Annotated in this window: 11 protein-coding genes; 7 read left to right on the top strand and 4 right to left on the bottom strand. The window is 44.3% G+C overall.

All coding sequences use genetic code 11. The annotated features are described in order from the left end of the window. Positions 1–86: 86 nt before the first annotated feature. Positions 87–797 carry a hypothetical protein gene (locus tag PseudUWO310_RS18115; RefSeq protein WP_142603746.1) on the top strand — a complete coding sequence of 237 codons (711 nt, stop codon included), beginning with the start codon at positions 87–89 and terminating at the stop codon, positions 795–797. Between the two features lie 127 nt (positions 798–924). Here PseudUWO310_RS18115 and rpmF read toward each other — a convergent pair whose 3' ends face one another. Continuing rightward, the gene (gene rpmF / locus PseudUWO310_RS18110; RefSeq protein ID WP_009628677.1) at positions 925–1,101 is read right to left on the bottom strand and encodes a 50S ribosomal protein L32; all 177 of its coding nucleotides are present in this window, start codon (positions 1,099–1,101) and stop codon (positions 925–927) included. Positions 1,102–1,307: 206 nt separating this feature from the next. Here rpmF and PseudUWO310_RS18105 point away from each other — a divergent pair, with 206 nt between their 5' ends. After that, the gene (locus PseudUWO310_RS18105; protein ID WP_142603743.1) at positions 1,308–2,918 is read left to right on the top strand and encodes a SagB/ThcOx family dehydrogenase; all 1,611 of its coding nucleotides are present in this window, start codon (positions 1,308–1,310) and stop codon (positions 2,916–2,918) included. A gap of 133 nt (positions 2,919–3,051) precedes the next feature. Here PseudUWO310_RS18105 and PseudUWO310_RS18100 read toward each other — a convergent pair whose 3' ends face one another. Continuing rightward, positions 3,052–4,176: a glycosyltransferase family 4 protein gene (locus tag PseudUWO310_RS18100; protein ID WP_142603741.1), complete on the bottom strand. Its 1,125-nt coding sequence runs from the start codon at positions 4,174–4,176 to the stop codon at positions 3,052–3,054. A 29-nt stretch (positions 4,177–4,205) separates the two neighbouring features. After that, the gene (locus PseudUWO310_RS18095) at positions 4,206–5,654 is read right to left on the bottom strand and encodes an O-antigen ligase domain-containing protein (RefSeq protein WP_142603739.1); all 1,449 of its coding nucleotides are present in this window, start codon (positions 5,652–5,654) and stop codon (positions 4,206–4,208) included. Positions 5,655–5,947: 293 nt separating this feature from the next. On the opposite strand from PseudUWO310_RS18095, the gene PseudUWO310_RS18090 reads away from it, so the two are divergent. After that, entirely contained in the window at positions 5,948–7,141 is a 1,194-nt protein-coding gene (locus tag PseudUWO310_RS18090) for a glycosyltransferase family 4 protein (RefSeq protein ID WP_142603737.1), read from the top strand. Positions 7,142–7,278: 137 nt separating this feature from the next. Next, a complete protein-coding gene (locus tag PseudUWO310_RS18085) occupies positions 7,279–8,211 on the top strand; it encodes a glycosyltransferase family 2 protein (RefSeq protein ID WP_142603736.1) in 933 nt (310 codons plus the stop codon). A 72-nt stretch (positions 8,212–8,283) separates the two neighbouring features. On the opposite strand, the gene PseudUWO310_RS18080 is transcribed toward PseudUWO310_RS18085, so the two are convergent. Beyond that, the gene (locus PseudUWO310_RS18080) at positions 8,284–8,781 is read right to left on the bottom strand and encodes a TIGR02652 family protein (RefSeq protein WP_009629284.1); all 498 of its coding nucleotides are present in this window, start codon (positions 8,779–8,781) and stop codon (positions 8,284–8,286) included. A gap of 225 nt (positions 8,782–9,006) precedes the next feature. Between PseudUWO310_RS18080 and PseudUWO310_RS18075 the strand changes: the two genes are divergently transcribed. The 3 genes from PseudUWO310_RS18075 to PseudUWO310_RS18065 all read left to right on the top strand — a co-directional run bounded on the left by PseudUWO310_RS18075 (position 9,007) and on the right by PseudUWO310_RS18065 (position 13,104). Next, positions 9,007–11,172: an ATP-binding protein gene (locus tag PseudUWO310_RS18075; protein ID WP_142603734.1), complete on the top strand. Its 2,166-nt coding sequence runs from the start codon at positions 9,007–9,009 to the stop codon at positions 11,170–11,172. Between the two features lie 108 nt (positions 11,173–11,280). Continuing rightward, positions 11,281–12,153, top strand: a complete 873-nt coding sequence (locus PseudUWO310_RS18070; protein WP_142603732.1) for a DUF3598 family protein — start codon at positions 11,281–11,283, stop codon at positions 12,151–12,153. 63 nt (positions 12,154–12,216) lie between these two features. Continuing rightward, positions 12,217–13,104, top strand: a complete 888-nt coding sequence (locus tag PseudUWO310_RS18065; RefSeq protein WP_142603730.1) for a DUF4436 family protein — start codon at positions 12,217–12,219, stop codon at positions 13,102–13,104. The last annotated feature ends 123 nt before the right edge of the window (positions 13,105–13,227 follow it).

The raw sequence follows: 13,227 nt of genomic DNA, 5'->3' as shown, positions 1-13,227 counted from the left end.
ATAGAGAGTGGCGGCGCGAAGCGCCGCCACTCTCTATTCGGTTTGTTAAGTGAATATAGCTAGCTATATATTATCGGGATGAAATTATGGCTGACGATCCAGAAAATCTAGAAAAGCAAAAAAAGAACGCTGAGCAGTCCCAAGGTCATAGTCAGGATAGTGATGGAGCCGCAAAATCAGATAGCTCGAAATCTGGCAGCCCAAAATCAGATAGCTCAAAATCAGATAGCTCCAAATCAGACAGCCCAAAATCAGATAGCCCAAAATCAGATAGCCCAAAATCAGATCGGTTTAAAAGATTTAACCTTCCTAGAGTTGGTTTACCTAAATTTGATTCCTCTCAATTTAGGCTACCAAAGCCAAAGTTACCTTTCAAAAAAATCAATTTTTTGGGGCTATGGCTGGGAATCATTTTAATTAGTTATGTCTGTATGGGGTATTTTCTTGCAGTCCTAATGACTATCCCCGCCCACAAAAATTTAGCGATCGCAGGTTTTACGATCGTGGGGCTATTCCCCATCATTACTGCCTTTGCTGACTATGCCCTGATGAAGTGGGGGTATTTAATCAGCGGTTTATTGATCGTAGGTGGTTTGGTGTTTGTAATTCGCTTGAAGTTTTATCTTTCGGTGGTGGCGATCGTGGTGTGGGTGGGGTTAACGGCGATCGCATTTGTTGGTGAAGTGCTCACCAAAAAAAGAAAATTTTGGATAGCGATCGTGATATTAACGATTCCTTGCTTAATAGGGCTAGGACTCGGTTATCAGTTATGGAAACTAGCAACTTCATGGAGTTAAAAGCCCAAGGATAGAGTGGCGGCGCAGAGCGCCGCCACTCTATCCTTGGGCTTTATGCATTAGTACGGTTACCACTAGGCAAGCTTAGAGCAAAAAAAAGACGAGCTAAGCTCGTCTTTTTTTAAGATTACTCTTCTGTTTCAGCCTCTTCAGCCAGCGGATAGACAAAACCATCATTTTTGCCTGAGAGGATGGACTTACCTAAGGAAATAGCTCTTTGGGCATGAACTGCGGCTTTGCGTTTCCATACTGCTTTACGGCTATCTCTCTTAGATTTAGAAGTTTTCTTCTTGGGTACTGCCATGACGTGATCCCTATATTAAACGTGATAATTTCCTAATCTTGAATGATGAATTTCAAATTAGGAAATTTTTGACAACCTTTCCATCATATGCCAAATCATGGTTGTTGCGATCGCAATTTTTGACTAAACCTAAAAAGTAGGGACGATTCATGACTTGCTCCTACTTTCAGGGTTTAAGATTAATCTACCCGCCTATTTGCAAATTCATGCCCGAAGCTAGACTTTCCTTCGCCGAACATTATCACGAGCGTACGAAGTACGCCCCTGAAACCCTTGCTAGAAAGAGCCAAGGTCTAGATTGGAATACCCAGCCATCGCCCTATAAGGACTATAAAATTGGTACAGTATACGACCTCAAGCCCTATCTGACCGAAGAGATCCAGTCCGATCGCGATGGTTTATTAGCGAGCCGATGGCGAAGGCTGTCACGGCTGCTCTTTTGTAGTTATGGGTTGACAGCAAGAGTACCGACGGTAACAGGCGAAGATTTTTATCTAAGGGCTGCGCCTTCGGCAGGCGGTTTATATCCTGCCGAGGTATATTTAATTTCCGCAGGAACTCCCCTTTTGTCCGCAGGGATCTATAACTATCAGGTGCGCACCCATAGCCTAATTCATTTTTGGCAAGACAGTAATGCTTGGGTGAATTTGCAAAAGGCTTGTTTTGGTCATCCCACCTTACAAAATACACGTATGGTGATCGCCATTACTGCCGTATTTCAGCGATCGGCATGGCGCTATCAAGATCGCGCCTATCGCCGCATTTTTCTAGATACGGGACATTTGCTCGGAAATATCGAGCTAGCTAGCTCGATCGAGGACTATCAGTCCTATCTCATTGGTGGCTTTGATGATGAAGCCGTCAATGAATTGCTGTTTTTAGATAAACAGTTGGAAGGAGCGATCGCGATTGTCCCTATTGTCGATCTGCAAGACGAAGAACGAACTGGGCGTGGGCAGGAATCGCGGGAGCCGATGCAGCGATCGCTCAATATGCCCAAAGGGCTCATGACCGCCTTACCCTCACTCGTGGCTTCCAGTTATCCTCAAATTCCTGATGGTGAACTATTAGCCTACTTACACCAAGCAACCCAAATTGCGGAAATGCCCAAGCAGAAGGCTATATTAGAGCCAGCAAGCCCGATCGAGCCCCAGAGCGATCAAGGGAACAAACCAGATCTCGATAAGTACAACTTCCCTTTCTGTAGCAAAGTTAGTACCGCGACGGAGAGCATTCACTGGGGCGACGATCTGGAAATGCTGGAGAATACGATCTTGCAGAGGCGATCGACCCGTGAGTATAGTGGCGCTAAGCTAGAACTCGCAGAACTCAAAGCCATTCTCGATTTTACCTATCAGCCCCAACACTATACTGATCAGGGGCTTGACGGCAGTCCCGATTATTTTGACCTCAGTTTGATTGAAACCTTTGTGGCTGTTACAGGCGTAGAAGATTTGGAAGAAGGATGTTATTACTACGCGCCCAAATCGCAAGAGTTACGCCAAATTCGCTTTAAAAATTTTCGCGAAGAATTGCATTATCTTTGCCTCGGTCAAGAACTCGGACGCGATGCGGGAGCCGTAATTTTTCATACCGCCGATCTCCAAAAAGCGGTGACGAAATATGGCGATCGCGTATATCGCTATTTACATATGGATGCAGGACATCTCGGACAGAGATTAAATCTGGCGGCGATCGGTTTAGGCGTTGGTGTCAGCGGTATCGCGGGATTCTTTGACGATCTCGTTAACGAAGTTTTGGGAATTCCCAATGACGAAGCTGTTCTCTATATTACGACTCTGGGCAGACCCCGCTAGATAGAGATGTTATGCTTTGCGCAACGATTCCTTAATTATCTAAGTAGCTAGGCATAATTAAAAAATAAAACCAGAGAGCGTACCGCCCGCGTAGCGGGCGGTATGCTCTTCTAGGTTTTAAGTTTACTTATGCCTAGCTACTTAGCAATTCTGTAAATAAATGGAGATATTGTTGGGCTTTACTTCGCCAACTATGCTGTTCGGCGATCGCGCGTGCTGATTTGCCCATTCTTGCCCTCAGATCGCCATTAATACTTAACTCAGTCATCGCTTGGCTTAAGGCTTGTGCGTCTTCTGGATCGTCTAGAATTATGCCGCATTCATTCGTAATAATTGCCGCCACCCCTGATACAGCAGTAGTAATTACGGGAAGCCCTGAAGCCATCGCCTCACTCACGACCATCCCAAAGGGTTCGTAACGCGATGGGAACACAAAAAAGTCAACGGCTTGCATGATTTTCGCCACATCGCGCCGATAGCCCAAGAAATGAACGCGATCGCTTATCCCTAATTGTCTGGCAAGTTCTGGATAGGGGCTTCTTTCCGTATTGCCAACTACAGCTAAATGTAAATCAGGCACATTTACTAGCGCCTTGAGCACCGTATCTAAATTCTTGCGATTGGTTCTAATGTCTCCCGCAAATAGCGCCAAATTGACTCGATCGGGCAATCCAAAGCGATCGCGAGTTTCTGATAATGGCGTAAATTCTTCGAGATCCACGCCATTATAAATTACACGAATCCGATCGCGGGAAATCCCGATGTCAATTAATTCCCGTTGAATATTGTCAGATACTGCTACCACTATTTTGGTTTGCTGCAAAGATTGTTTTTCCCACCGAGAATTTAACGCCGAAAACAACCATTGATAAGCGCCATAGAGATCTTGGCGAATTTTCCAAGTATGGGTGGGCGATCGCAACCAAGCACTATGCACAAAATGGATGACATTCACATCGCTAGCAGCGGCAGTTACTGCTCCGCAGGCTAAAACCACATCAAATTCATGGCGATGCGATCGTAACCAATCAGCACTCTTGCGAGCGAATACTATACCCCGCAATAACTCAGTCGGGAACTGATCAACAGGCAGACTCACACATTCAATGAGAGGGTTGTCTAATAGATCAATTTCTATTTTTCTGCTCACCAAACTAAGTTGGTGATTGCAGCGAATTGCCTCTAAAACAAGCTCGTAATTCGCTCGACCTTGCCCATCACTTTTAATTATATAAGGCGTTACGATACAGATTTTCATTGATATATTGATATTCCTTTTGATATTCCTTAAATCTCTTTTCCCTTAAGTAATTCATTGAATTGTAGGCTTTGCTGGTGATTCCAATATCGCTGTCCTGCTAAACCAATACCAATAAAGCTCCAAATAATGATGCCATGAATTCCTGCTGTAACCCGAGTAGCAAGAAAGAAAGCAAATGATTTTACCAACACGGAACAACAAGTTGTAATAAATAAGTCGTTACGATACTTTCCTAAGTTTTTAAATAAAGTAATCGCACATAGTAAAATTGAAGCTGTATAGGGTAAAGCGCCGATCCATCCTAAATCTAGAATTAAGGATAAAATCCCTGCATCTACAGTGTCGTTAACCCCAATTCCATCTCCCATAAAGTTGAATATTCCATTCTCAAAGAAATCCTTGTAAATATTTTGTCTAATTGAAGCACTGGTATCATTTTGCAGATCTCCCAACGTCGAGAACCTTGTGGCGATTGTTCCTGCAAAGGGTTCCATAGTACTCAGGGGAATAATGCATCCTAACAACACCACAACAGTTAGTACCAAACGCAACTGCTGCTTTGGCTTGAGTGAAGAGCTGAACAAAATCAATCCTCCAAACCAACCTAACCATCCCGTTCGCACTGCACTCAGTAGTAGCGATAGGATTCCCGCTCCTGCGGCGGGAACGACTAATCCACCTTTACAACTAAAGACAACTAATAGGCTACTAGTAATCATATCGGCGAAAGGTCCAGGAGAGTTAATTGTACTCCATACACGCATTCCAAAAGGTTCGGGCTTTCCAGCACTAGAATCCATCTTTGAGCCAACTAGCCATAATCGATCCCACTCAGGAGCCACAATATATTGATAAATTCCATATAATCCAACAAGCAAGCATCCCCATAGGAAAACCCGTTTGAAAGTTTTACTGTAATCAGGATATCTCTCCCAATGGACGAATAGATGATAGCCGAATAAAATCGGAGTTATCCACCCTAAAAAGGCTACACTTGCCTTAACAAAAGAAGTTGCTGGGTTCAGTAATCCGATAAAATAAGCATAGATGACACTTGCCAGAGCTAAAGAAAAGGGAGCTGTTCCCTGTTCTCTTGCTTTAGGTAAGTTAAAGTACATAGTGTGAAATGAGATAAGAATAATTAAGCTCGGTGCTAAAAGAATGGGACTAGAATCCACAAAAGCCCCAGATCGGAAATCTGAAAGCCGACGTATGAGCGGAGTTAAAAAGAGGCTCCACCACATAAAGCCAATGTAAAAGTTGGGATATCGAAAATAGAAGAACCATCCTACAACTAGTGAACCGAAAGGAAAGGCAATATTGAGGATTTTGCTGCCAACGCTGCCGATGGAAATTAAAAGTATTGTGGTGAGGGAGAAGATGATTACCGCCAACCATGCTTCTGATGCGTTTTTGGAACTAAAGTCTTGACTGGGATTTAAAAGAGGGGATGAGAAGCTAGGACGATCGCTCATATTTGTTATTTAATATGTTATTTAATCATGGTAGATTGCATCTAAAATTTGGATAATCATTCAGATGCTAGCAAACTTTTTAAATTGCGGTAGTAAGTAGCTAGGCATAATTAAAAACCAAAATCAGAGAGCATACCGCCCGCTCAGCGGGCGGTATGCTCTTCTGGGTTTTAAAGTTACTTATGCCTAGCTACTTAATGATTATGCTGAGCGAGATGTAAATAAAACAAAGAAAAAATCAAATCGTTTTGATGGTAATGTTTGGATATTTTAGATTGAGGTGAATTTTACCTGTGAACTCCCCAAAAAATGTCGGTTTTCTCCTCAGCCGAGTTGATTGCAACGATGGAATTGCTTCCCACTGTGAGACTTTAATGCGGGGTCTCAAGAATTTAGGATGGAAAGTGGTTTTGATCACTGGGAAGGTAAGTTTTGATTCATCTTCTCTAAAACGTTTTGAGTCGCTCAAGGAATTATCGGAGGAATGGATAGTCATTGATGATTTCAACCGATCGCTTCCATCTTGGGCGACAGTTTCACAAATTTTAGATGCGGTGAAGCGCTTGGAAATTCAAGTTTTTCATGCTCATGGCTACTCAATGCTATTTGTAGCAGCGATCGCCAAAATATTTACGAAGGTTAGGTGTATCGCCACCTCACACCTTCTTAAGTCCACTAATTCAGATAAAGTTGCTGATAGTCACCCCGAAGGTCAAAGAGCGAGATTTAAAAGAGCTGTTCTCAAACAGTATCTCAGATTTTTTGCACCCCATACCTTTATTGCCATTTCATCGGATATCGAGCAATGGTTGATAGAGGACATTGGTATTGCTAAATCGCAAATAAAGAAAGTTTTTAACGGTATTAATACACAATATTTCCATGTGCCGAATGCTGAAGAGCGGCGACAATCAAGGGAGAAGTTTAATCTGTCTGAGCAGGATTTTGCGATCGCTTTAGTGGGGAGAACCCAATGGGATAAGGGGCATAAACTACTGATCGATGCGGTGAATCAAATTGTGGCACGCAACCCTCAATCTAACTGTAAATGTCTGTTTGCGGGTTCGGGAGATCAGCGGGAAGAAATAGAAGCCTATGCCTTAGCCAATGCTCAAAATCAACAAAGATTTCTGTTTCTTGGTTACGTAACTGAACCTCGCCAAGTCTATTGGGCTGCCGATGTGATTGTTTTGCCTAGTCAAGCGGAGGGATTTCCTCTCGTAATTGTGGAATCAATGGCTTGCGGAGTTGTACCTATCAGAACACCTGCTGCGGGTGCTTACGATCAAATCGAGGATGGGGTAAATGGCTTTATTATTCCTTTTAATGATTTAGAGATGCTGTCATCGCGATTGCTCCAGTTATCAGAAAATCCTGATTTGCGATCGCGTATGGTGGAAAATACCCTGAAATTTACAGCGCAAAAATTCACTCTAGAATCCATGACTTTCAGCACAGTTGCCGCCTATGAAGAGGCTATTAAATAATGTTACTCCCTGCCCAGTGAAGAATTAGACGTTGCGGCGCGAAGCGCCGCAACGTCTAATTCTTCACACTGTCTCATTTAAGATTGCGATTAACCTAAAATCCCTAATTTCATAACTAATTTCTGGAAAATACTAGAATGAAGATAACTGTAGTTGTGCCAACCTATCTGCGTCCTCAAGACCTATCACGATGCTTAACAGCTTTGAAGTTACAAAATCGTCCTGTGGATGAGGTATGGGTGATTGTCCGTGATACCGATCGCGAAACTTGGCAATTTCTGGAAAGCTACGATCGCGAGGCATTGCCTTTGCATACGGCGACAGTAACCGTGACGGGCGTAATCGCCGCGATGAATATTGGACTTGATGCGGCAGGGGGAGATATTGTTGCCTTTACTGATGATGATGCGGCTCCCCATCCAGATTGGTTGCAGAGGATAGAAGCTTACTATCTAGCTGACGAAAAGATTGGCGGGGTTGGCGGTCGAGATTGGGTATATTACGGCACAAAGCTGGAGGATGGAGCGAGGGCGGTAGTCGGTAAGGTGCAATGGTTTGGTCGGGTGATTGGCAACCATCACATCGGGAGCGGTGTAGGGCGTGAAGTCGATGTCCTCAAGGGGGTAAACATGAGTTTTCGTCGTAAAGCGATCGCTGGCTTACATTTCGATCACAGAATGCGGGGATCGGGCGCACAGGTACATTTTGAGCTGGCTTTTTCATTAGCGATGAAAAAACAAGGTTGGAAATTAATTTACGATCCGCAAATCGCGGTCGATCACTTTCCCGCTCAACGCTTTGATGAAGATCAGCGCCATGCCTTTAACTCTCAAGCCTCAGTTAATGCCGTCCATAATGAGACGGTTGCCCTGTTGGAATATCTGTCCCCCCTGCACCGATTCGTTTTTGCAGTCTGGGCGATCGCGATCGGCACATCCGAGGCCTTTGGCTTATTGCAATGGCTGAGATTCTTGCCAAAAGACGGCAATATGGCGAGCCAAAAACTAAGGGCCGGTTGGGGTGGACGCTGGGAGGGCTGGCAGACTTGGCGCAAGACCACAGCAAAATAAACATGACTGGCGGCGCAAGCGCCGCCAGTCAATGCTTGGGGTTTGAGTGACTGTAGCTATAGTAGCGATTCATTAAAACGAACGGAAATAGGGATAGCCTTTGGGCGTGCCTAACTCTTTTTCGATCTCGAAATTGATGATTCCCCAACGGGCTTCCTGCTCTTCGGGAGGGCTAAATTCTACATTTAATCCATAGAGTTTTTGGATATTAGAACCGATCGCAGTAGTTTCGAGGTAAGGAATGACCAGATTTGTATAGCGTTGGGCGATGGTCACCTTAAGGGCACGATAGCCTTGCGTGTAAAGCCGATCAATACATTCATGGATTTCAAAACGAATCCCATCGGGATGAATATGTTGTCGATACCATTCATCGTTCCATAGTCTCCATTGGCGATCAGACTGCAAATGGACGAGATCTTTGCAATTGCGATCGACCTCAAAGGCTCCATGCCTAGGACAAAGATAGGTGTCAGTCAAAATTAAAGCAGGAATAATTTGCCGACAATGGGGACATTTAATTTCAGAGCCGAAGATCGGATATTGCTGCACCGAGGGGACTGTCCTCATGACTTCTTTAAATTATGACTCAGCTAGATCTTAACATGTCCATACATGTTCATCTCCCTTCCCACTCTAAAGAATGGTCGTCTTAAATTGGTATTATTCACTGGTGAAAAGAGTGTGTAACACAAAAAACTAAATTCTGGTTCAGATAGCACACTCTAGGAATTCGGAAGCGGCTACAATCTCTAGATGCATATTTAGTCCAATTCGCAAGTAAGTAAGGTTCGGATGGCAAAAGCCAACCCAAAAGCCCAGTGGGGAACAATTTTAACCCGTGCTAACCACGCAGAAAAGTATCTGCGATGGTTTGTGGAATTTTGTCCCGTGCCGATCGCAATGTTCGATCGCGATATGAACTATATACTGGTGAGCCAGCCTTGGGTCAAAATGCTTGGTATCCCACGCCTCAAACTAATTGGTACTAATCTTTATGATTCCTTGCCTAGGGCGATCGCCCATAAAAATGGTTTGGAGCGCTGCTTAAGCGGTGGTCAGATGCATTATGCAGGGGAAATTGAGATTATGACTCGTGGTGAGTCGGCTCATAACTTTCAGTGGAATGTGCAGACTTGGTATGGAGATGACGGCTCCGCAGGGGGCATAATTATTGCTAGTCAGGCTTTGACCGATCCCCTGAGCTCGTCCTTAAAACAGCAGCTAGAAGAAGAAATTGAGGAACGTCGATATCTAGAAGATGCTTTTACCAAGATTGGTACGGCGATCGAGAGCGCTAATGATGCGATCTGTATTACTGATGAGACGGGGAAGCCGATCTACATTAATCTGGCTTTCAGCGATCTATTTGCCTATGATTTATCAGCATTGCAGGAAGAGCAAAATTTCGCCTGCTTATTTGCCGATATAGAAACTTCTCAAATAATTCACAAGGCAGTCATGCGTGGTGGTAATTGGTCGAGCGAACTGCATATGCGCGATCGCCATCGCCAAGATGTGCCTATGGCGCTTCGGGTCAATCCTGTCAAAAATCCATCGGGTCAGGTGATCGGTACGACCTATGTCTGTACAAATATTAGCGATCGCCAAGTTGCAGAAGCTGAAATTAACAAAAGTTTTGCAGCCCTCGGCGCAACCCTTGAGGCAACTGCCGATGGCATTTTAGTTTTAGATGAATGCCGCAATATTACTATTTGCAATCAAAAATTTGTCGAATTATGGCGCATTCCCGATCGCATTTTTACATCTCATAATGATACTCAAATCCTTGAATATGTGACCCAAAGGATTACCTCATCTAAGTATCTACATAACTTTGGCAAGGAGCTAAGCGGCGACCAAAATAGTTTCGAGGTCGTAGAACTCGATGATGGTCGTACTCTGGAATGTTATTCGCAACCCCAACATGTTTTAGATGGTCGTGCGGGGCGAGTGTGGAGTTTGCGCGATATTACCGAACGTCTTGCTGCTGAAGCTCTTGTCCGCGCCTCTGAAGAAAAGTATCGTCTGCAAGCCGAAAAACTCGAATATGCGTTACAAGAGCTAAAAAGTACTCAATCGCAATTGATTCAAGCCGAAAAAATGTCTGGACTTGGGCAATTGGTGGCAGGAATTGCCCATGAAATTAACAATCCTGTGAACTTTATTTATGGCAATCTCTCCTATGCCGATACCTATACAGCCGATCTCTTGAATCTTGTAGAGGCATATCGCGTCAATTATCCAACGCCAGTCGAACCTGTGCAATCGAAGTTGCAGGAGATCGACATTGATTTTCTTGCCCAAGACTTTACAAAATTAATTGGTTCCATTCGCCTTGGAGCAGAACGGATTCATAAAATCGTCCTGTCCCTCAATAAGTTCTCTCGCAGCGATGAAGCGGGGGCTAAGTATGTGGATATCCATGAGGGAATTGATAGCACTTTGATGATTTTACAAAGTCGCATTAAATCTACACCTAGTCGTCCTGAGATTCTCATTAAAAGAGACTATGGCGATCTTCCTGAAGTCGAATGCTATGCAGGACAACTAAATCAAGTGTTTATGAATTTGCTGACCAATGCGATCGATGCGCTGGAGTCGGATGCCGAGCATAATGGTCTGTGGCAAATGGTGAACGATAAACCACAATGGACGAGAAAAGATGGCAAAGTCTCCACGATCCTAATTAGGACGGAAATTCTGAATGAGCAACCTCAGGGCGATCGCTTAGTCGTTAAAATTGCCGATAATGGTAGTGGTATCCCTGAAAATATTCGTAACCGTTTGTTTGACCTGTTTTTTACGACTAAGCCCGTCGGCAAAGGGACGGGTTTGGGACTATCGATCGCTTACCAGATCGTTACTGAAAATCATGGCGGTAAGCTTTCTTTTCGGTCTGAAGTAGGGATTGGCACTGAGTTCACCATTGAAATCCCCTTAAAACAATCGCAAAATTAAGAGCTTGCCTGAAGATATAGCTGCCGCTAGAAAGATGTGGCGGAGCGAAGCGCCGCCACTCTATAGTCCTGATACACTAGACAAAAGTTGGTTTGGGTATAAAAGATTATGCGATCGCAATGGGAATGTTTGCTCCAAAATCTTGGCTGTTGGCAAGGTTCCTTTACGCGCATATCCCCAAGTGGCGAAATCTTAGAAGATATTCCTAGCGAAACCAGTCTGGAACTGCAAGCCGACCACCAAACCATGCGTCAGGTAGTGCGACGCTTTTATGGGGGACAGCCACAGGACTTAGTTTTGGAATATCGCACCCTCAACCGCAGTACCAGCTTTTTTGAGAACGGGGCTTTTTCGCAGGGCTCGTTGCAATTTGCCCCCTATAGTGAATTTGGATCAGAGTTAGGCTTGATTTATGGCGATCGCCGTTTGCGGTTAGTTGCTCTCTACGATAAAGCCAGTCGCCTGAATTACTTTACGCTCATTCGTGAGCATTTACCCCAGAGCGGTAGCCCCGAACGTCCTCCTTTAACGGTAAAGGACTTAATTGGTAAATGGGAAGGTTCTGCAATGGTAATTTCTGCCGATTGGTTCGAGCCTGAGAGTATATCCACGACGACGGAATGGCAATATGATGGCGATCGCGCGATCATGTCCCTGCAAATGCAGACAAATAGGGGATTGCAAACGATTACCTCCACTGGCAGGCAAGATGCTCATTATCCCCACATCCTCAACTTTGAGCGGGATATGCCCGATTCCACATCGACCGATCAAATGACAGATCAAATGACGAGCCAGACCTTATTTTTACCCGATGGCGCATCGATAACCTGTCCGATCGCGATCGTTAACCGTCAGCCATTTCAAATATCCCTGTCATGGCTCGTCGAGCCAGATCTACACCAACGGATGATCCGTGCCTATGATCGCAAGGGCGAATGGACTAGCCTCACCCTAGTGACCGAGCGCAAAGTGGGGTAGTCTGAGTAGTGATTTGTTAGTAAATCACCAATCCCCTAATTCATAATTACTGAGTCAAACTCTATGGAAGGTACTGCGCGTAAGCTTCTAGGGAAACGCATTATTCTTATCCTGCTATTCTTAGCCCTCTTTATCGGGGCATTCTCTAGCGCTCTCTATTTCTATCAAAACGATCGCACTCAGCGATCGGCTGATCTGGTCTTTGGCGATGATAAAATACCGAATCGTCTTGATATTGAAGTTAATCTATTAGCGATCGACCCCATTAAAGGCGAACTGACTCTTCGATTTGCGCCTAAACCAGAAGGAACTTATTCAACGAAAGAATTCTACCTCACCAAAGATCTAAAACTTTTTACGGGCATCGAAAGCGGTAAATCTGAAGTTACCCTTGAAAAAAATCACATTCTCGACTCCGTAACGGGGACAATCTCTATAGTTAAGGGTAGGGTTAGCGATTATCCCTTTGATTCCCATGTCTCTGACCTCTACGTCTTTTTTACCAATCCTAAAGATGATAAGGAAGAAATTCCCATAGTAGTAAATTTCTATGGAGCAGTATCAGGTTATAACGTTGATGCAGACTATATTCCGAAGAATGAGTTTGAGTCTACCGACGAAGTCAAGGGACTGCGGATAAAAGTATCGCGATCGATCATCACTAAATCCTTTTCTATCTTTTTGATGCTTGCCATGTGGCTGATTGGCTTGGTGATATTCACCATGTCTATCGTCGTGCTTTGGCAACCCCGTCCCATTGAGTTTGGTATGTTTACCCTCATTGCTGGTATGTTATTTGCTTTGCCCGCGGTGCGAAATCTCCAGCCTGGAGTTCCACCCCTAGGAGGATTGTCGGATTTCCTATCCTTTTTCTGGGCTGAAAGTCTAGTCGCTCTCTCCCTACCTATTCTCTTTTTCACTTGGCTAGTCCGCTATAAACGACCTAGCTAAGTAGCTAGGCGCAATTAAATATAAAATTCCAAAAGCTGTAGCGCAAGCTGCGCGAGCGCTACAGCTTTTGATTCTGTTCTTTAATTATGCCCAGTTATATCAATTCACGAAAGTGTGACAACA

The sequence above is a fragment of the Pseudanabaena sp. UWO310 genome (assembly GCF_006861605.1).
Classification (GTDB): domain Bacteria; phylum Cyanobacteriota; class Cyanobacteriia; order Pseudanabaenales; family Pseudanabaenaceae; genus Pseudanabaena.
This window is presented reverse-complemented; position numbering and strand designations above follow the sequence as displayed.

Excerpts from the sequence above, each read along its gene's own strand:
- PseudUWO310_RS18115 (WP_142603746.1), top strand. The coding sequence starts at position 87 with ATGGCTGACGATCCAGAAAATCTAGAAAAGCAAAAAAAGAACGCTGAG.
- rpmF (WP_009628677.1), bottom strand. The coding sequence starts at position 1,101 with ATGGCAGTACCCAAGAAGAAAACTTCTAAATCTAAGAGAGATAGCCGT.
- PseudUWO310_RS18105 (WP_142603743.1), top strand. The coding sequence starts at position 1,308 with ATGCCCGAAGCTAGACTTTCCTTCGCCGAACATTATCACGAGCGTACG.
- PseudUWO310_RS18100 (WP_142603741.1), bottom strand. The coding sequence starts at position 4,176 with ATGAAAATCTGTATCGTAACGCCTTATATAATTAAAAGTGATGGGCAA.
- PseudUWO310_RS18095 (WP_142603739.1), bottom strand. The coding sequence starts at position 5,654 with ATGAGCGATCGTCCTAGCTTCTCATCCCCTCTTTTAAATCCCAGTCAA.
- PseudUWO310_RS18085 (WP_142603736.1), top strand. The coding sequence starts at position 7,279 with ATGAAGATAACTGTAGTTGTGCCAACCTATCTGCGTCCTCAAGACCTA.
- PseudUWO310_RS18080 (WP_009629284.1), bottom strand. The coding sequence starts at position 8,781 with ATGAGGACAGTCCCCTCGGTGCAGCAATATCCGATCTTCGGCTCTGAA.
- PseudUWO310_RS18075 (WP_142603734.1), top strand. The coding sequence starts at position 9,007 with ATGGCAAAAGCCAACCCAAAAGCCCAGTGGGGAACAATTTTAACCCGT.
- PseudUWO310_RS18070 (WP_142603732.1), top strand. The coding sequence starts at position 11,281 with ATGCGATCGCAATGGGAATGTTTGCTCCAAAATCTTGGCTGTTGGCAA.
- PseudUWO310_RS18065 (WP_142603730.1), top strand. The coding sequence starts at position 12,217 with ATGGAAGGTACTGCGCGTAAGCTTCTAGGGAAACGCATTATTCTTATC.